The following is a 17,347-nucleotide window of genomic DNA, read 5'->3' as shown; positions in this document are numbered from 1 at the left end:
GGATTTCCCCTACCCGCCCGTTCCCGAAACCGGGGGCAGGCCCCCGGCCCCCCTCTCGACACGCGCGACGGCCGCGCGAGCTGCGCCGCGCCGTTGCGGCCCCGGCGCCGGGGCAGGAACCGTGCCGGCCCACCGGGCCCGCTGCGCGGTACGCGGGTTTTGGGGGTCAGGGAGTCAAGGGGAAGGCTGCCAAGGTGGACAGGGCGATGGTCACCGGGGTGAAGACCGTGAGGAGGGCTGTTGCTCGCAGGGCCGCCGCCGTGCGCAGGGTCTGGCGTGGGGCGCCCAGGCCTGCCAGGGTTTCCGTGGTCGCGGCGCGGGAGCGTTTCGTTTCCAGGGCGGCGGTCAGCAGCGTGGCTACGGTGCAGGCCACCACCAGCGCGCTGCCCAGGGCGGTCAGTGGGCCGAAGGTGGCGAAGGGGGCGGGGGAGGAGCCGGCGTTGTAGAGGGTTGCCCCCGCGATCCCCGCCGACGCCACCGCGCAGACCACGCCCAGCGGGCGGCCGATGCGGCCGGCTTCGTCCATCAGGACGCGGCCCGCGAGGAGCCGGACCGCGCCGGGGCGTACGGACTGCAGAAGGCGGCCCGCGAGGTACGTCAGGCCCGGGCCCGCCACCGCGAGACCGAGGGCGGTGAGGGCCCAGCCGGCCAGGACACCGGCCGGCACGACGTCCAGCCGGCCCGGCAGCGTCAGCCGCGCGCCGGGCGTGCCGCGGCTCGCGTACGTCTCGACCGCGAGGCCCGCCGCGACCAGGGCCACTCCCCACGGCAGGCCGGTGGGGGCGACGGGGCCCGAGGGCTCGTCGTCTGCGTGCTTCGGGGTGCGCGGGCGCAGTGCCAGGGCGGTCGCGGTCGCCGCGACGACCGGCACCACGCACAGCAGGGTGAGCACGCCGGCCGGCGGCAGCGGCCGGCCGGCGGCCAGCAGCTCCGCCCCGGCGCCGTCGAACGGCAGGCCGGAGAGGTCGCCGCGCAGGTGCAGGAAGAGGAGGAGGGCGAGCGCGCTGCCGAGGGTGCACGAGAGCGCCGTGGAGACCGCGGCGAGTGCCGCCAGGCGCACCGGGCCGACGCCCACCGAGGAAAGCCCGGCGCGCGGCGCGTTCGTACCCGGGTCGGTACGGGCCACCGCCACCGCGAAGTAGACCGTGGCCGCCAGCGGGGGCAGGCACCAGAGCAGGCGTCGCACGGAGTCCGAGGACTGCTCGGGGTGGCCCAGCGCGTACCCCAGCGTGCACAGGAGCAGGAAACCTACGCCGCCCGACGCCGCCGCGACCAGCAGACGGCGCAGCAGGACCAACGGGTGGGTGCCGCGGGCTAGACGGAGAGCGAGCACGCGGCCCGGCCTTCCGGAGCGTCCCCGCCGTCCGGCTGTACGGAGTTGACGCGGCGCCCGTCGAGCAGTGACACCGTACGGTCCGCGACCGTCGCCACCTCCGCGTCGTGCGTCGCGAGGAGGACGGTGATCTGGTGCGAGCGGGCCGCGGTGGTGAGCGTACGCAGGACGTGGGCCCGGTCCGTGCGGTGCAGCGGCGCCGTCGGCTCGTCCGCGAAGAGCACCGCGGGCGTGGTGACCAGGGCGCGGGCGACGGCGACCCGCTGGCGCTGGGACTGCAGGAGCGCGGCCGGCCGCTTGCGGGCGATCATGCCGATGTCGAGCCGCTCCAGCCACTCCATGGCGGCCTTCTTCGCGGCACGGTGCGAGGTGCCGCGCAGGAGAAGGGGCAGGGCGGCGTTCTCCCAGGCTTTGAGTTCCGGTACGAGCCCCGGCTCGGGGTCGATCCAGCCGAACCGGTCGCGCCGCAGCCGCTCGCGCAGCGGGGCGCTCATGGTGTGCACGGGCACGCTGTTGAACCAGACCTCGCCCTGCTGGGGGACGAGCCGGCCGGAGAGGCACCGCAGGAGAGTTGTCTTACCGCTGCCGCGCGGACCGCTGACGGCCAGGATCTCGCCCTCGCGCACACCCAGCGAGACGCCGGTGAGGGCGGGGGAACCGCTGTGGGAGCAGTGCAGGGAGCGCGCCCACAGCACATCGTTGTCGGGTGGGGCCACCATGGCGTACACCTCGCGTCTTGAGTGTCACAGCACGTCTTGAGTGTCACAGCACCCGTCCCCCGTATGGGGGAACGAAGACGGGGCCGATCGGTCACTGCACCGTAAGGAAACGAGGGGGGGCGGCGTGGCAAGCGCGCGGCCCGGATACGTCCGTTCTCACTCGAACGGGTGTATCCGGGCCGCGACTGGGTCATACGATCAGAGCAACGAGCCCTGCTCCGGGATCAGAGCTTCGTCCAGGCCTCCGTGAGCACCTGGCGCAGGATCCCCTCGATCTCGTCGAAGGTGTCCTGGTTGGAGATCAGCGGCGGCGCGAGCTGGACGACCGGGTCGCCACGGTCGTCGGCGCGGCAGTACAGACCGTTCTCGAAGAGGGCCTTGGAGAGGAAGCCGTAGAGCACGCGCTCTGTCTCCTCGTCCGTGAAGGTCTCCTTCGTGGCCTTGTCCTTCACCAGCTCGATGCCGTAGAAGAAGCCGTTGCCGCGTACGTCGCCGACGATCGGCAGGTCGAGCAGCTTCTTCAGCGTCGAGTGGAACGCGTCCTCGTTGTCGAGCACGTGCTGGTTGAGACCCTCGCGCTCGAAGATGTCGAGGTTCGTGCAGCCGACCGCCGCGGAGACCGGGTGGCCACCGAAGGTGTAGCCGTGCAGGAAGGTGTTGTCACCCTTGTAGAACGGCTCGGCCAGACGGTCCGAGATGATGCACGCGCCTATCGGGGAGTAGCCCGACGTCATGCCCTTGGCGCAGGTGATCATGTCCGGTACGTAGTCGAACTTGTCGCAGGCGAACATCGTGCCGAGGCGGCCGAAGGCGCAGATGACCTCGTCCGAGACGAGCAGCACGTCGTACTTGTCGCAGATCTCGCGGACCCGCTGGAAGTACCCGGGCGGCGGCGGGAAGCAGCCACCGGCGTTCTGCACCGGCTCGAGGAAGACGGCCGCGACGGTCTCGGGGCCCTCGAAGAGGATCTCCTGCTCGATCTGGTCGGCGGCCCAGCGGCCGAAGGCGACCGGGTCGTCGCCGTGGATCGGCGCGCGGTAGATGTTGGTGTTCGGGACCTTGTGCGCACCCGGTACGAGCGGCTCGAAGGGGGCCTTCAGGGCCGGCAGGCCGGTGATGGACAGGGCGCCCTGCGGGGTGCCGTGGTAGGCCACCGCGCGGGAGATCACCTTGTACTTCGTGTGGTTGCCGGTGAGCTTGTGGTACTGCTTCGCCAGCTTCCACGCGGTCTCGACCGCCTCGCCGCCGCCGGTGGTGAAGAAGACCTTGTTCAGGTCGCCCGGCGCGTAGTTCGCGAGGCGCTCGGCCAGTTCTACGGCCTTGGGGTGGGCGTACGACCAGATCGGGAAGAAGGCCAGCTCCTGCGCCTGCTTGTACGCGGTCTCGGCGAGCTCGTGGCGGCCGTGACCGGCGTTCACCACGAACAGGCCGGAGAGACCGTCGAGGTACTTCTTGCCCTTGTCGTCGTAGATGTAGGTGCCCTCACCACGCACAATGGTGGGCACGGGTGCGTTCTCGTAGGACGACATGCGGGTGAAATGCATCCACAGGTGGTCGTACGCGGTCTTGGAGAGGTCCTGGCTCACGACTATCGGGTTCCCCACATATAGGTCTGCTTCTTCAGCTTGAGGTAGACGAAGCTCTCGGTGGATCGCACGCCGGGGAGCGTCCGGATCCGTCGGTTGATCACTTCGAGCAGGTGGTCGTCGTCCTCGCAGACGATCTCCACCATGAGGTCGAAGGAGCCCGCGGTCATCACCACGTACTCGCATTCGGCCATGGCAGTCAGCGCATCGGCGACGGGGTCGAGGTCGCCCTCGACATTGATGCCGACCATGGCCTGCCGCCGGAATCCCACGGTGAGCGGGTCCGTGACGGCGACGATCTGCATCACGCCCTGGTCGAGCAGCTTCTGTACGCGCTGGCGTACGGCCGCTTCGGAGAGGCCGACGGCCTTGCCGATGGCGGCGTAAGGACGGCGCCCGTCCTCCTGGAGCTGCTCAATGATCGCCAGAGAGACGGCGTCGACCGTTGGGGACGAGCCGTTCCCGGTTCTGGAATCTGTGCTTCTGCTGGCCACGTCTTCACTGTGCATGACGTCTCGCCCGTTCCGCAACCCCAAACCGATGAAATTCGTTGTTTGAGGCGTCGGATCTTGCTGAATCCGAAGTTCCTGGTGGGCGGGTATGTCGAAAGCGACACCGGAGCGACTAGGGTAGGGATCTCAGCAATTGGACATCCGACAAGGGAGGGGTGGCTGTGACCACCGAACTGCGCCGCCTGCGCAACTACATCGACGGAGAGTTCCGCGAAGCCGCCGACGGGCGGACCATTGACGTGGTCAACCCGGCCACCGGCGACGTGTACGCCACCTCGCCGCTCTCCGGTCAGGCGGACGTCGACGCCGCCATGGCGGCCGCCGCCGCGGCCTTCCCGGCCTGGCGCGACACGACGCCCGCGGAGCGCCAGAAGGCGTTGCTCAAGATCGCGGACGCCTTCGAGGAGCGAGCGGAGGAGCTGATCGCGGCCGAGTCGGAGAACACCGGCAAGCCGCTCGGTCTCACGCGGACCGAGGAAGTGCCGCCCATGGTCGACCAGATCCGCTTCTTCGCGGGTGCGGCCCGGCTGCTCGAAGGCCGCTCGGCCGGCGAGTACATGGAGGGTCTGACCTCCATCGTCCGCCGTGAGCCGGTCGGCGTCTGCGCGCAGGTCGCGCCGTGGAACTACCCGATGATGATGGCCGTGTGGAAGTTCGCCCCGGCGCTCGCCGCGGGCAACACCGTGGTCCTCAAGCCGTCGGACACGACGCCCGCCTCGACCGTGCTGATGGCCGAGATCATCGGCAACATCGTCCCCAAGGGCGTCTTCAACGTCGTCTGCGGCGACCGTGACACCGGCCGCGCGATGGTCGAGCACCCGGTCCCGGCGATGGCCTCCATCACCGGTTCCGTACGGGCCGGCATGCAGGTCGCCGAGTCCGCCGCCAAGGACGTCAAGCGCGTCCACCTGGAGCTGGGCGGCAAGGCGCCGGTCGTCGTCTTCGAAGACACCGACATCGCCAAGGCCGTCGAGGACATCTCGGTCGCGGGCTTCTTCAACGCCGGCCAGGACTGCACCGCCGCCACCCGCGTGCTCGTACAGGAGTCGATCCACGACGAGTTCGTCACCGCGCTGGCGAAGGCCGCCCAGGACACGAAGACCGGGCAGCCGGACGACGAGGACGTGCTCTACGGCCCGCTGAACAACGCCAACCAGCTCAAGCAGGTCAGCGGCTTCATCGACCGTCTCCCGGCGCACGCCAAGGTCGAGGCGGGCGGCCAGCAGGTCGGCGACAAGGGCTACTTCTACGCCCCGACCGTCGTCTCCGGCCTCAAGCAGGACGACGAGATCATCCAGAACGAGGTCTTCGGCCCCGTCATCACCGTCCAGTCCTTCACGGACGAGGCGCAGGCCCTGGAGTGGGCCAACGGCGTCGAGTACGCGCTGGCGTCCTCGGTGTGGACCAAGGACCACGCGCGGGCGATGCGCATGTCCAAGAACCTCGACTTCGGCTGTGTGTGGATCAACACCCACATCCCGCTGGTCGCGGAGATGCCGCACGGCGGCTTCAAGAAGTCCGGTTACGGCAAGGACCTTTCGGCGTACGGCTTCGAGGACTACACGCGCATCAAGCACGTGATGACGTCGATCGAGGGCTGACCGGAACCGGTTGACCAGGACGCTGTTCCACAGGGGCGGGCGATAGACAGACTGTCTATTGCCCGCCCTTCGTGCGCGGGGCGAGGGTGGGGGCCATGAGTGATCTTGGCCGTGTGTCGCGTCGTACGCTGCTCCGTGGGTTCGGCACGGCAGGCGCGCTGGCCGCGCTCGCCGGGTGCGGGGTGCCCGCCGCGTACGTCGAACCGGGGGACCGGGCCGCCGCCGACGACCGGTCGGAACGGGACCGCAGCCTCCAGTTCGCCAACTGGCCGCTCTACATCGACACCGACGACGAGAACGAGTCCCGGCGGCCCACGCTCGACGCCTTCACCGGGCGCACCGGGATATCCGTCCGCTACACCGAAGAGATCAACGACAACGACGAGTTCTTCGGAAAGATCAGCCCCGCGCTGATGAACCACCAGGAGACCGGCCGCGACCTCATCGTCATCAGCGACTGGATGGCCGCCCGGTTCGTACGCCTCGGCTGGGTGCAGGAGATGGACCGGTCGAAGCAGCCGAACGTCGCCAAGTACCTGGACCCGCAGCTGCGTACGCCCGCCTTCGACGAAGGGCGCCTGCACTCCGTGCCCTGGCAGTCCGGGATCACCGGCATCGCGTACAACCGCAGGAAGCTCGGCCACGAGATCCGCTCCACCTCCCAGTTGTGGGCCGACGACCTGCGCGGCAAGGTGACCCTCTTTTCCGGGCTCGACGAGAGCTTCGCGCTGCTGATGCAGGGCAACGGCGCCGATGTGACGCGGTGGACCGCCGACGACTTCCACACGATGTGCGAACAGGTCGGGAAGCTCGTGAAGCGCAAGCACATCCGGCGTTTCACCGGCAACGACTACATCAAGGACCTGGCGAGCGGCGACGTCCTGGCCTGCCAGGCGTACTCGGGCGACGTCATCCAGCTCAAGGCCGACAATGCCGACATCGAGTTCGTGGTGCCGGAGGAGGGGGCGGAGCTGTGGGCGGAGAGCCTGATGATCCCCAACCTCGCCCGCCACAAGCGCAACGCGGAGAAACTCGTCGACCACTACTACGACCCCGAGGTCGCGGCGGAGCTGGCGGCCTGGGTCAACTACGTCTGCCCGGTGCCGGCGGCGCGCGACATCCTGGCCTCCGCCAAGGACGAGGAGACCGCCGCACTCGCCGAGGACCCGCTGATCTTCCCCGACGACGCGATGCGCGAGCGGCTGGCGATCGCGCGGGACATCACGGCGGAGGAGCGCGTCGGCTTCGCGAAGAAGTGGAACGCGATCGTGGGGCTGTGATTCCGGTGCCCCCCGGCGCCCCGGCCGGCGGCGCTCCAGCGCGGGTACGTGCCGTGTACGACGTCCTTGGCCTCGCTCGCCGTACGATCCCAACTCCGCGATCACGCCAGCAAAGTGATTTGTCGTCACGGCGGTCCACCTACGGCCGGGCACCCTTGGTCAGTGCGTGCAGTACGTCGACGCGGTTGGTGGTGATCGAGTCCACGCCGCGGGCGATCAGGCGGCGCATCGTGCGCCCGGTGTCGGCGGTCCACGCCGAGACCAGCAGCCCGTCCCTGTGCACCCGGTCCGTCAGGTCGCGGCTGACCAGGCCGAAGCGGTAGTTGAGCCAGCGCGGCTTCATCGCGTCGACCAGCGTCGCGCGGGGCGGGGTGAGCGTCGTCCACGTCATGGCGATCTCGGCGCCGGGGTCGGTGGCGCGTACCTCCAGCATGGCCGAGGTGCCCCCGCAGTAGTACGCGCGCTCGGCGGCCCCGCAGTCATGGACGATGCCGACCACGGTACGTACCGACCGCGCGGTGGCGCCCGGCAAATCGATCATGACGCGGTGGGCCGGTATGGCGCTCAGCGCCTCGCGCAGGGTGGGAACGCCGCCGCCGGTCAGATCGCGCAGTTCCTTCTCGGTGAGGCCCGCGAGCAGCCGCTCGTGACCCCACAGCCGCTTGAGCGAATCGTCGTGGAGGAGTACGGGGACGCCGTCGCGGGTCAGGCGGACGTCGATCTCGACGGCGTCCGCGCCCCGCTCAACGGCGGAGCGGAGCGAGGCGAGGGTGTTCTCACGGACGCGGTACGGGTCGCCGCGGTGGGCCACGGCAGTGACGGTGCGCATGGCCCCATTGTCCGGTGACGCGTTACCGGGCGAGCCAGTTCTCGGTGTACGCGTCGATCTCGGCGGTGATCCGCGCCTTCCCCGCCGGGTCGAGGAAGGAAGCCTCCACCGCGTTCTTGGCGAGGCCGGCGACGCCGCGCTCGTCGAGGCCGAGCAGGCGTGCGGCCACGCCGTACTCGCTGTTGAGGTCCGTGCCGAACATCGGCGGGTCGTCGCTGTTGATGGTGACCAGGACGCCCGCGTCCACCATCTCCCTGACCGGGTGCTCGTCCAGCGTGGCCACCGCCCGCGTCGCGATGTTGGAGGTCGGGCAGACCTCCAGCGCGATGCGGTGCTCGGCGAGGTGGGCCAGCAGCGCCGGGTCCTTGACGGCGCTGGTGCCGTGGCCGATGCGCTCGGCGCGCAAGGAGTTCAGCGCGTCCCAGACGGTCTCCGGCCCGGTCGTCTCACCGGCGTGCGGGACGGAGTGCAGCCCGGCGGCGATCGCGCGGTCGAAGTACGGCTTGAACTGGGGGCGCGGTACGCCGATCTCGGGGCCGCCGAGTCCGAACGACACCAGGCCGTCGGGGCGCAGGTCCACGGCCAGCCTGGTCGTCTCCTCGGCCGCCTCCAGGCCCGCCTCGCCCGGAATGTCGAAGCACCAGCGCAGTACGGTGCCCAGCTCGCTCTCCGCCGCCTTGCGGGCGTCCTCGATGGCCTCCATGAAGGCCTTCTCGTCGATGCCGCGGCGGGTCGAGCTGAACGGCGTGATGGTCAGCTCGGCGTACCGGATGTTCTGCCGCGCCATGTCGCGGGCGACCTCGAACGTCAGCAGGCGGACGTCCTCCGGCGTGCGGATCAGGTCCACGACGGACAGATAGACGTCGATGAAGTGCGCGAAGTCGGTGAACGTGAAGTAGTCCGCGAGCGCCTCGGGGTCGGTCGGGACCTTGGAGTCGGGGTGGCGGGCGGCCAGCTCGGCGACGATGCGCGGCGAGGCGGATCCGACGTGGTGCACATGCAGTTCGGCCTTGGGCAGCCCTGCGACGAAGGGGTGCAGATCGGTCATCGGATCCTCCGGTGTACGGGCAGGCGAAGAGGCTTCAAGGATCATCGCAGGCGGGCGGTAGGGGGCGGAACGCAGGCCGTAGCATGGGCTGGACCACGATGGGGGAGCACATGTCAGACAACGCAAACCACCCCTCGGGCCCGCCGCCCGAGCAGCGGCGGGACCCCTGGGCTCCGCCCGAGGAGTCGGCGCAGAAGGTGCCGCTGGACAAGCCGCCGGCCGGGCGCCCTCCGGTGCACGACCAGCAGACCGTCACTTCGATGCCTTCGGGTGCGGACCCGGTACCGGGCTTCGGTCCGAGTACGGGAGGGGGCGGGGCGCCGGGGCAGGGGGCGGTACCGCCGCCTCCGGCCGCACCGGCGCAGCCGGCACCGGGTGAGTACGGCTACCCGGCGTACCCGGCCCCGCAGGCCCCAGCTCCGTACCACACCGGCGGCTACCCCGGATATCCGGGATACGGCGACCCGGCCGCCTGGACCGGACAGCACGGGCCGGCGCCGGCGAATGGTTTCGGCGTCGCCGCGATGGTGCTCGGCATCATCGCCGTCCCGTTCTTCTGCGCGTACGGTCTTGGCGTCATCCTCGGCGTCCTGGCGCTGATCTTCGGCATCCTGGGGCGCAAGCGGGTGCAGCGCGGCGAGGCGACGAACAGTGGCATGGCGCTGGCGGGGATCATCCTCGGTGTCGTCGGCTTCGTGCTCAGCGCGGCGTTCATCGGGTTCCTGGTGTGGGCGATCGTCCAGTCGGAGAACGAGAAGGGCCTCGACTCCGAGGAGTACGACCCGTACGCGAACTCGTCGCTGGTCGTGGAGGCCCCGGCCCGCGGCTAGGGCCTCTCCGGCGGCCCATGCCCCCTTTCCGCGGCTCGGCGGACCGTGACCCTTCCCCCCGCACGACGGCCCCGCCCCGGCCCCCCGGTCCCCGACCGGGGGGCCGGCGGCGTCCGGACCGGTCACCCCGTCTCACCTGCGGTTTCCCGCGGTACGTCGGTCATGCCACGTCCGCTGCGCGTGCGCCACGGACACTCCGTACCGTATTTGCGGCTGACCTCGACACATGGTCGACCGATTCCGTCGCGTAACCAAAAGGCAACAACGGAATCCCTTGTTGGCGATGGAGGCCTCTGCCAGGATCGGCACTCAAATCCAGCTGGAGCTACGGAGTGCGTCATGGTCAACCGTTTCCCGGTGCAGGACCGATTCGCGGACGGTGCGCAGTACATCGGCGGACGGCTGCGGGCAGGCACCTCGGGACGGACACACGCCGTCGTGGACCCCGCGACCGGCGAGCAGGTCTACGCGTACGAGCTGGCGTCCACCGCTGACGTGGACGCCGCCGTCGCCGCCGCGCGAGCCGCGTTCCCCGGATGGGCCGCCACCACACCCGGCGAGCGCTCCGAGGCGATGCACCGGTTCGCCGCCGTTCTCGCCGAGCAGGCGGATGACTTCGCGTACGTCGAGTCGCTCCAGTGCGGCAAGCCGGTCAAGCTGTCGACCGAGTTCGACGTGCCCGGCAGTGTCGACAACACCGCGTTCTTCGCGGGCGCGGCCCGGCACCTCGAAGGCAAGGCGGCCGGTGAGTACTCCGGCGACCACACCTCGTACGTACGGCGTGAGCCGATCGGTGTCGTAGGGTCCATCGCGCCCTGGAACTACCCCCTCCAGATGGCTGCCTGGAAGATCCTTCCGGCGATCGCCGCGGGCAACACCATCGTCCTGAAGCCCGCCGAGCTCACACCGCTCACGTCGATCATGTTCGCGCAGGCCGCGAAGGAGGCCGGCATCCCGGACGGTGTCGTGAACATCGTCACCGGCGCCGGCAAGGACGTGGGCGAGCACCTCGTCGGGCATCCGGACGTGGTCATGACCTCCTTCACCGGGTCCACCGCCGTCGGCAAGCGCGTCGCCGAGATCGCCACGTCCACGGTCAAGCGTCTGCACCTCGAACTCGGAGGCAAGGCGCCTTTCGTCGTCTTCGACGACGCGGATCTCGAAGCCGCAGTGAACGGCGCGGTCGCCGGCTCGCTCATCAACACGGGGCAGGACTGCACGGCCGCGACCCGCGCCTACGTCCAGCGCCCGCTGTACGACGCCTTCGTCACGGGGGTCGCCGAGCTGATGGACAGCGTCCGGCTGGGTGACCCCTTCGACCCGTCCACCGACCTCGGGCCCCTCATCAGCCACGCCCAGCGCGACCGGGTCGCCGGTTTCGTCGAGCGGGCCCGTGCGTACGCCCGTGTGGTGGCGGGAGGAGAGGCTCCCGGCGGTGACCTGGCCAAGGGGGCCTACTACCGTCCCACCCTCGTCGCCGACGCCCCCCAGGACAGCGAGATCGTCCAGGCCGAAATCTTCGGGCCGGTGCTCGTCGTGCTGCCCTTCGACAGCGACGACGAGGGGATCGCGCTGGCGAACGACACGCCGTACGGGCTCGCCGCCTCCGCCTGGACCCGCGACGTGTTCCGCGCGAACCGCGCCACCCGCGAGATCAAGGCGGGCTGCGTGTGGGTCAACGACCACATCCCGATCATCAGCGAGATGCCGCACGGCGGCTACAAGGCCAGCGGCTTCGGCAAGGACATGTCGGCGTACTCCTTCGAGGAGTACACGCAGGTCAAGCACGTGATGTACGACAACACGGCGGTCGCCCGCAAGGACTGGCACCGCACGATCTTCGGGGACCGATAGACATACGCCGCACGACCAGCGGCCAGACCCACCCGGAAGGGCACTTGCGCATGGAGCAGTACGAGCCTGACAGCCTGTCCGCGGCCCAAGTGGCCGCCATGCGACGCAGCGCGACGAGCGGCCGGGGCGCCCTCACCCGCCGCTCCCTGCTGCGCGCCTCGGGCCTGGGCGCGCTCGCGGTCGGCGGCCTGGGCGCCCTGAGCGCCTGCGGCATCCCGCCCGCCAAGCGGGAAGGCGCCGCCGCGGCGTCCGACGACCACTCGGCCAGGGAGAAGCGGATCAGCTTCTCCAACTGGACCGAGTACATGGACGTCAGCGAGGACGAGAAGAGCCGGCCCACCCTGGAGGCGTTCACCGAACGCACCGGGATCACGGTCAAGTACACCGAGGACATCAACGACAACGTCGAGTTCTTCGGCAAGATCAAGCCGCAGCTCGCGGCCGGTCAGGACACCGGTCGCGACCTCATCTGCGTCACCGACTGGCTGGCCGCCCGGCTCATCCGGCTCGGCTGGGTGCAGAAGCTCGACCCGGTGAACCTTCCGCACGCGTTCGCCAACCTGTCCCCGCAGTTCCGGTCGCCCGACTGGGACCCGGGGCGCGCCTACTCGTACCCCTGGACCGGCATCTCCACCGTCATCGCCTACAACTCCAAGGCGACGGGCGGCAAGAAGGTCGACTCCGTCAGCCAGATGCTGGAGGACCCCTCCCTCAAGGGCAAGGTCGGCTTCCTCTCCGAAATGCGCGACTCGATCGGCATGACGCTGCTCGACTCCGGCAAGGACCCGGGGAAGTTCACCGACGACGACTTCGACGCGACCGTCGCCCGGATCCAGAAGGCCGTCGACAAGAAGCAGATCCGCCGCTTCACCGGAAACGACTACACCTCGGACCTGAGCAAGGGCGACCTCGCGGCCTGCCTCGCCTGGGCGGGCGACGTCATCCAGCTCCAGGCCGACAACCCGGACATCAAGTACGTGATCCCGGACGCCGGTTACATCACCTCCAGCGACAACCTGCTGGTCCCGGCCAAGGCGCGGCACAAGACCAACGCCGAGAAGCTCATCGACTACTACTACGAGCCGCCCGTCGCCGCCGAACTCGCCGCGTACATCAACTACGTGTGCCCGGTCGAGGGCGTCCGCGAGGAGCTGGCGAAGATCGACGAGTCGATGGCCTCCAACACGCTGATCCTTCCCGACAAGGCGATGGCCGCCAAGTCCCACGCCTTCCGCTCGCTCAGCAGCAAGGAAGAGACGGCGTACGAGGAGAAGTTCGCCAAGCTCATCGGCGCCTGACCCGAGCCGCTGTCCGCTCCCGCTCCCGCCCCCTCTCAACACCCCTGGGACCACACCCCATGACGCAGAAGACAGAAGGCGGCGACGTCCGCCTCTCCGGGATCAGCAAGACCTACGGCTCCTTCACGGCCGTACACCCGCTCGACCTCACCATCCCGCAGGGCTCCTTCTTCGCCCTGCTCGGCGCGTCCGGCTGCGGCAAGACCACCACCCTGCGGATGATCGCCGGTCTGGAGGACCCGAGCACCGGCACGGTCTTCCTCGGCGACAAGGACGTCACCGACCTCCAGCCGTACAAACGCCCGGTCAACACCGTCTTCCAGAGCTACGCGCTCTTCCCGCACCTGAACGTCTGCGAGAACATCGCCTTCGGTCTGCGCCGGCGCGGCATCAAGTCGTTCAAGAAGCAGGTCGACGACATGCTCGACCTCGTCCAGCTCGGCGCCTTCGCCGGACGCAAGCCCCACCAGCTCTCCGGCGGCCAGCAGCAGCGCGTCGCCGTCGCCCGCGCGCTCATCAACCACCCGCAGGTGCTGCTCCTCGACGAGCCGCTCGGCGCGCTCGACCTCAAGCTGCGCCGCCAGATGCAGCTTGAGCTCAAGCGCATCCAGACCGAGGTCGGCATCACCTTCGTGCACGTCACCCACGACCAGGAGGAGGCCATGACCATGGCCGACCAGGTCGCGGTGATGAACGGCGGCCGCGTCGAGCAACTGGGCGCGCCCGCCGACCTCTACGAGAACCCGAAGACGACGTTCGTCGCCAACTTCCTCGGTACGTCGAACCTCATCGAGGCCGAGGTCGTCGAGACGGCGGGCGAGGACACCGTCGTCACCTGCGGCGGCTCCAAGCTCCGCGTCCCCGGCGAGCGATGCGCGTCGCAGCCCCGCAGCGGTGGCAAGCTGCTCGTCGGCGTACGCCCGGAGAAGGTCTCGGTCGCGCACGCCGACGACGCGGGCAGCGTCGCCATCGGCCGCAACAAGATCACCGGCCGGATCGTCGCCTCCAGCTTCATCGGCGTCTCCACTCAGTACATCGTCGACAGCCCGGCCTGTTCGGACTTCGAGGTGTACGTCCAGAACATCGAGCGCGACGCGCGGCTGGTCCCCGGCGCCGAGGTCGTCCTGCACTGGAACCCGGCGCACACCTTCGGTCTCGACGCCGACCAGGACATCGACGCGGGCGTGGAGACGGTGGAGGAGAGCGCGTGAGCGTCACCGACGCGCCGCCCCTGGCGCCCGCACCCGCGCAGGAGCCGCCCGCCCCGCGCAAGGCCTCCACCCGCAAGCGGCTCGTACCGTACTGGCTGCTGCTGCCCGGCATCCTGTGGCTGATCGTCTTCTTCGCGCTGCCGATGGTCTACCAGGCGTCGACCTCGGTGCAGACCGGCTCGCTGGAGAAGGGCTTCGAGGTCACCTGGCACTTCCAGACGTACTGGGACGCGCTGAAGGACTACTACCCCCAGTTCGTACGGTCGCTGCTGTACGCCGGCACCGCCACCCTGCTCTGTCTGCTCCTCGGCTACCCGCTCGCGTACATGATCGCCTTCAAGGCGGGCCGCTGGCGCAACCTCGTCCTGGTGCTGGTCATCGCGCCGTTCTTCACCAGCTTCCTGATCCGTACGCTCGCCTGGAAGACGATCCTCGCGGACGGCGGCCCGGTGGTCGACGTACTGAACACCCTGCACGTCCTGGACGTCACGAGCTGGCTCGGCTGGACCGAGGGCAGCCGCGTCCTGGCCACGCCGATGGCGGTGGTCTGCGGTCTGACGTACAACTTCCTGCCCTTCATGATCCTGCCGCTCTACACCTCCCTGGAGCGCATCGACGGCAGGCTGCACGAGGCGGCGGGCGACCTGTACGCCACCCCGGCGACCACCTTCCGCAAGGTGACCTTCCCGCTCTCCATGCCGGGTGTCGTCTCGGGAACGCTGCTCACCTTCATTCCGGCGAGCGGTGACTACGTCAACGCGGAACTCCTCGGCTCGACCGACACGAAAATGGTCGGCAGCGTCATCCAGTCGCAATTCCTGCGGGTTCTCGACTATCCGACGGCGGCCGCGCTTTCCTTCATCCTGATGGCGATCGTGCTGGCCATGGTCACCGTGTACATCCGCAAGTCCGGGACGGAGGATCTGGTCTGATGGTGGTCATCCGCTGGATACGGCGCAACCTCGTCGTCATCGCCGGGCTGCTGACGCTCGCTTACATGATCCTGCCGAACATCGTCGTGATGGTGTTCTCCTTCAACAATCCGAAGGGGCGTTTCAACTACGCCTGGCAGGAATTCTCACTGGACGCGTGGAAGGACCCGTGCGGCGTCGCCGACCTGTGCGGCTCGCTGTCCCTCTCGCTCCAGATCGCCGCCTGGGCCACGGTCGGCGCCACCGCACTCGGCACGATGATCGCCTTCGCGCTGGTCCGCTACCGCTTCCGGGCGCGTGGCGCGATCAACTCGCTGATCTTCCTGCCGATGGCCATGCCCGAGGTCGTCATGGCCGCCTCGCTGCTGACGCTCTTCCTCAATATGGGCGCCGAGCTGGGCTTCTGGACCGTCCTCATCGCGCACATCATGTTCTGCCTGAGCTTCGTGGTGACGGCGGTCAAGGCGCGCGTGATGTCGATGGACCCGCGGCTCGAAGAGGCCGCGCGCGACCTTTATGCCGGGCCCGTGCAGACATTCCTGCGGGTGACCCTGCCGATCGCCGCGCCCGGAATCGCCGCGGGAGCGCTGCTCGCCTTCGCGCTCTCCTTCGACGATTTCATCATCACCAATTTCAACGCGGGCTCGACCGTCACTTTCCCCATGTTCGTGTGGGGATCGGCGCAGCGCGGTACGCCTGTCCAGATCAACGTCATCGGAACGGCCATGTTCGTCATCGCCGTACTGGTGGTGCTCGGCGGCCAGCTCATCGCGAGCCGGCGAAAGAACAACGCACAGCCCCAGTAAGTCCTGAAGGAGTTGGAAACCATGGCCCCAGTTGCCATGCGTACTGCTGCACAATCCCTTTCCGGCGCGAAGCCGGTGTCGTTCTGGCTGGACGATCCCGAAAAGCCCGCACCACAGCCCGCCCTCACCGGTGACGAGCGCTGCGACCTGCTCGTCATCGGCGGCGGATACAGCGGACTGTGGACCGCGCTCCTCGCGAAGGAGCGCGACCCCGCGCGCGATGTCGTACTGATCGAGGGGCACGAGGTGGGCTGGGCCGCCTCGGGCCGCAACGGCGGCTTCTGCGCCGCATCCCTCACCCACGGCCTGAGCAACGGCATCTCCCGCTGGCCCGGCGAGCTGGCGAAGCTGGAGGAGCTGGGCGAGCGCAACCTCGACGCGATCGAGGCGGCGGTGGCGGCGTACGGCATCGACTGCGACTTCGAGCGCACCGGTGAGATCGACGTCGCCACCGAGCCGCACCAGCTCGAAGAGCTGAAGGAGATGTACGAGGAGGCGCGGAAGCTGGGCTTCGCCGGCCATCTCGAACTGCTCGACCGGGAGAAGGTACGGGCCGAGGTCGACTCGCCCACCTTCATGGGCGGCCTGTTCGACCGGCGCGGCGTCGCCATGCTGCACCCGGCCAAGCTGGCCTGGGGGCTGAAGCAGGCGTGTCTCGGTCTGGGCGTACGGATCTACGAGCACACCAGGGGCCTGGATCTCGTGTCGGCGGGCGCGGGGATGGCGGTACGCACGCCGTACGGCCGGGTCTTCGCCCGCCGCGTGGCGCTCGGCACCAACATCTTCCCGTCGCTGGTCAAGCGGGTCCGCCCGTACACCGTCCCGGTCTACGACTACGCGCTGATGACCGAGCCGCTCACCGCCGACCAACTCACCTCGATCGGCTGGAAGAACCGGCAGGGGCTGGGCGACAGCGCGAACCAGTTCCACTACTTCCGCCTCAGCGCCGACAACCGGATCCTGTGGGGCGGCTACGACGCCATCTACCCCTTCGGCGGCAGGCTGAGCGCCGAGATGGACCACCGCCCCGAGACGTACCTCAAGCTGGCCGGGCACTTCTTCCGCTGCTTCCCGCAACTGGAGGGCGTGAACTTCAGCCACGCGTGGGGCGGCGCGATCGACACCTGCTCGCGCTTCTCCGCCTTCTTCGGGACGGCTCACGCGGGGAAGGTGGCGTACGCCGCCGGGTACACCGGTCTCGGCGTCGGCTCCACGCGCTTCGGCGCGGACGTCATGCTCGACCTGCTCGCGGGCGAGCGGACCGAACGCACCGAGCTGGAAATGGTCCGCAGCAAGCCGATGCCGTTCCCGCCAGAACCTTTCGCCTGGGCGGGCATCGGCATCACCAAGTGGTCGCTGGCCCGGTCGGACGACAACGGCGGGCACCGCAACCTGTGGCTGAAGGCCATGGACAAGGTGGGGCTCGGCTTCGACAGCTGAGACCCGGTTCGCCTCAACAAGGTGACCGAACCCGCGTAATGAGCCGGGCCCAGCCCCCTCTCCCTCGT

General features: G+C 69.2%; 15 protein-coding genes. 9 read left to right on the top strand and 6 right to left on the bottom strand.

Annotation, left to right across the window (positions count from 1 at the left end):
- Nucleotides 1-166: 166 nt before the first annotated feature.
- The 4 genes from G412_RS0125365 to G412_RS0125350 form a co-directional block, all read right to left on the bottom strand.
- Nucleotides 167-1,333 carry a hypothetical protein gene (locus G412_RS0125365; protein ID WP_028814535.1) on the bottom strand — a complete coding sequence of 389 codons (1,167 nt, stop codon included), beginning with the start codon at nt 1,331-1,333 and terminating at the stop codon, nt 167-169.
- Entirely contained in the window at nt 1,315-2,052 is a 738-nt protein-coding gene (locus tag G412_RS0125360) for an ABC transporter ATP-binding protein (RefSeq protein ID WP_028814534.1), read from the bottom strand. Before G412_RS0125360 ends, G412_RS0125365 begins: the two co-directional genes overlap by 19 nt.
- Nucleotides 2,053-2,276: 224 nt before the next feature.
- Nucleotides 2,277-3,656: an aspartate aminotransferase family protein gene (locus G412_RS0125355; RefSeq protein WP_028814533.1), complete on the bottom strand. Its 1,380-nt coding sequence runs from the start codon at nt 3,654-3,656 to the stop codon at nt 2,277-2,279.
- Nucleotides 3,641-4,147, bottom strand: a complete 507-nt coding sequence (locus G412_RS0125350) for an Lrp/AsnC family transcriptional regulator (RefSeq protein ID WP_028814532.1) — start codon at nt 4,145-4,147, stop codon at nt 3,641-3,643. The genes G412_RS0125355 and G412_RS0125350 overlap by 16 nt, the downstream gene beginning before the upstream one ends.
- Nucleotides 4,148-4,311: 164 nt before the next feature.
- On the opposite strand from G412_RS0125350, the gene G412_RS0125345 reads away from it, so the two are divergent.
- Both G412_RS0125345 and G412_RS0125340 read left to right on the top strand, forming a co-directional pair.
- Nucleotides 4,312-5,751 (top strand): gamma-aminobutyraldehyde dehydrogenase, encoded by a 1,440-nt coding sequence (locus G412_RS0125345; protein WP_028814531.1) that lies wholly within the window; start codon nt 4,312-4,314, stop codon nt 5,749-5,751.
- Between the two features lie 113 nt (nt 5,752-5,864).
- Nucleotides 5,865-7,031 carry a polyamine ABC transporter substrate-binding protein gene (locus G412_RS0125340; protein WP_028814530.1) on the top strand — a complete coding sequence of 389 codons (1,167 nt, stop codon included), beginning with the start codon at nt 5,865-5,867 and terminating at the stop codon, nt 7,029-7,031.
- A 139-nt stretch (nt 7,032-7,170) separates the two neighbouring features.
- On the opposite strand, the gene G412_RS0125335 is transcribed toward G412_RS0125340, so the two are convergent.
- Both G412_RS0125335 and G412_RS0125330 read right to left on the bottom strand, forming a co-directional pair.
- Nucleotides 7,171-7,860, bottom strand: a complete 690-nt coding sequence (locus tag G412_RS0125335; protein WP_028814529.1) for a glycerophosphodiester phosphodiesterase — start codon at nt 7,858-7,860, stop codon at nt 7,171-7,173.
- 22 nt (nt 7,861-7,882) lie between these two features.
- On the bottom strand, nt 7,883-8,908 hold the full coding sequence (locus tag G412_RS0125330) for an adenosine deaminase (RefSeq protein ID WP_028814528.1): 1,026 nt from the start codon (nt 8,906-8,908) through the stop codon (nt 7,883-7,885).
- Between the two features lie 110 nt (nt 8,909-9,018).
- Here G412_RS0125330 and G412_RS0125325 point away from each other — a divergent pair, with 110 nt between their 5' ends.
- From G412_RS0125325 to G412_RS0125295, 7 genes are all read left to right on the top strand, one after another.
- Nucleotides 9,019-9,738 (top strand): DUF4190 domain-containing protein, encoded by a 720-nt coding sequence (locus tag G412_RS0125325; protein WP_028814527.1) that lies wholly within the window; start codon nt 9,019-9,021, stop codon nt 9,736-9,738.
- A 339-nt stretch (nt 9,739-10,077) separates the two neighbouring features.
- The gene (locus tag G412_RS0125320; RefSeq protein ID WP_028814526.1) at nt 10,078-11,592 is read left to right on the top strand and encodes a gamma-aminobutyraldehyde dehydrogenase; all 1,515 of its coding nucleotides are present in this window, start codon (nt 10,078-10,080) and stop codon (nt 11,590-11,592) included.
- Between the two features lie 50 nt (nt 11,593-11,642).
- Nucleotides 11,643-12,890, top strand: a complete 1,248-nt coding sequence (locus G412_RS0125315; protein ID WP_028814525.1) for an ABC transporter substrate-binding protein — start codon at nt 11,643-11,645, stop codon at nt 12,888-12,890.
- Between the two features lie 59 nt (nt 12,891-12,949).
- Nucleotides 12,950-14,101: an ABC transporter ATP-binding protein gene (locus G412_RS0125310; RefSeq protein ID WP_028814524.1), complete on the top strand. Its 1,152-nt coding sequence runs from the start codon at nt 12,950-12,952 to the stop codon at nt 14,099-14,101.
- On the top strand, nt 14,098-15,033 hold the full coding sequence (locus tag G412_RS0125305) for an ABC transporter permease (protein ID WP_028814523.1): 936 nt from the start codon (nt 14,098-14,100) through the stop codon (nt 15,031-15,033). The genes G412_RS0125310 and G412_RS0125305 overlap by 4 nt, the downstream gene beginning before the upstream one ends.
- Nucleotides 15,033-15,839, top strand: a complete 807-nt coding sequence (locus tag G412_RS0125300) for an ABC transporter permease (protein WP_028814522.1) — start codon at nt 15,033-15,035, stop codon at nt 15,837-15,839. Before G412_RS0125305 ends, G412_RS0125300 begins: the two co-directional genes overlap by 1 nt.
- Before the next feature lie 21 nt (nt 15,840-15,860).
- On the top strand, nt 15,861-17,279 hold the full coding sequence (locus G412_RS0125295; protein WP_028814521.1) for an NAD(P)/FAD-dependent oxidoreductase: 1,419 nt from the start codon (nt 15,861-15,863) through the stop codon (nt 17,277-17,279).
- Nucleotides 17,280-17,347: the final 68 nt, after the last annotated feature.

Source organism: Streptomyces flavidovirens DSM 40150 (genome assembly GCF_000429085.1).
Lineage (GTDB): Bacteria > Actinomycetota > Actinomycetes > Streptomycetales > Streptomycetaceae > Streptomyces > Streptomyces flavidovirens.
The sequence above is the reverse complement of the archived record's forward strand: the minus strand, read 5'-3'. Positions and strand labels throughout refer to the sequence as shown.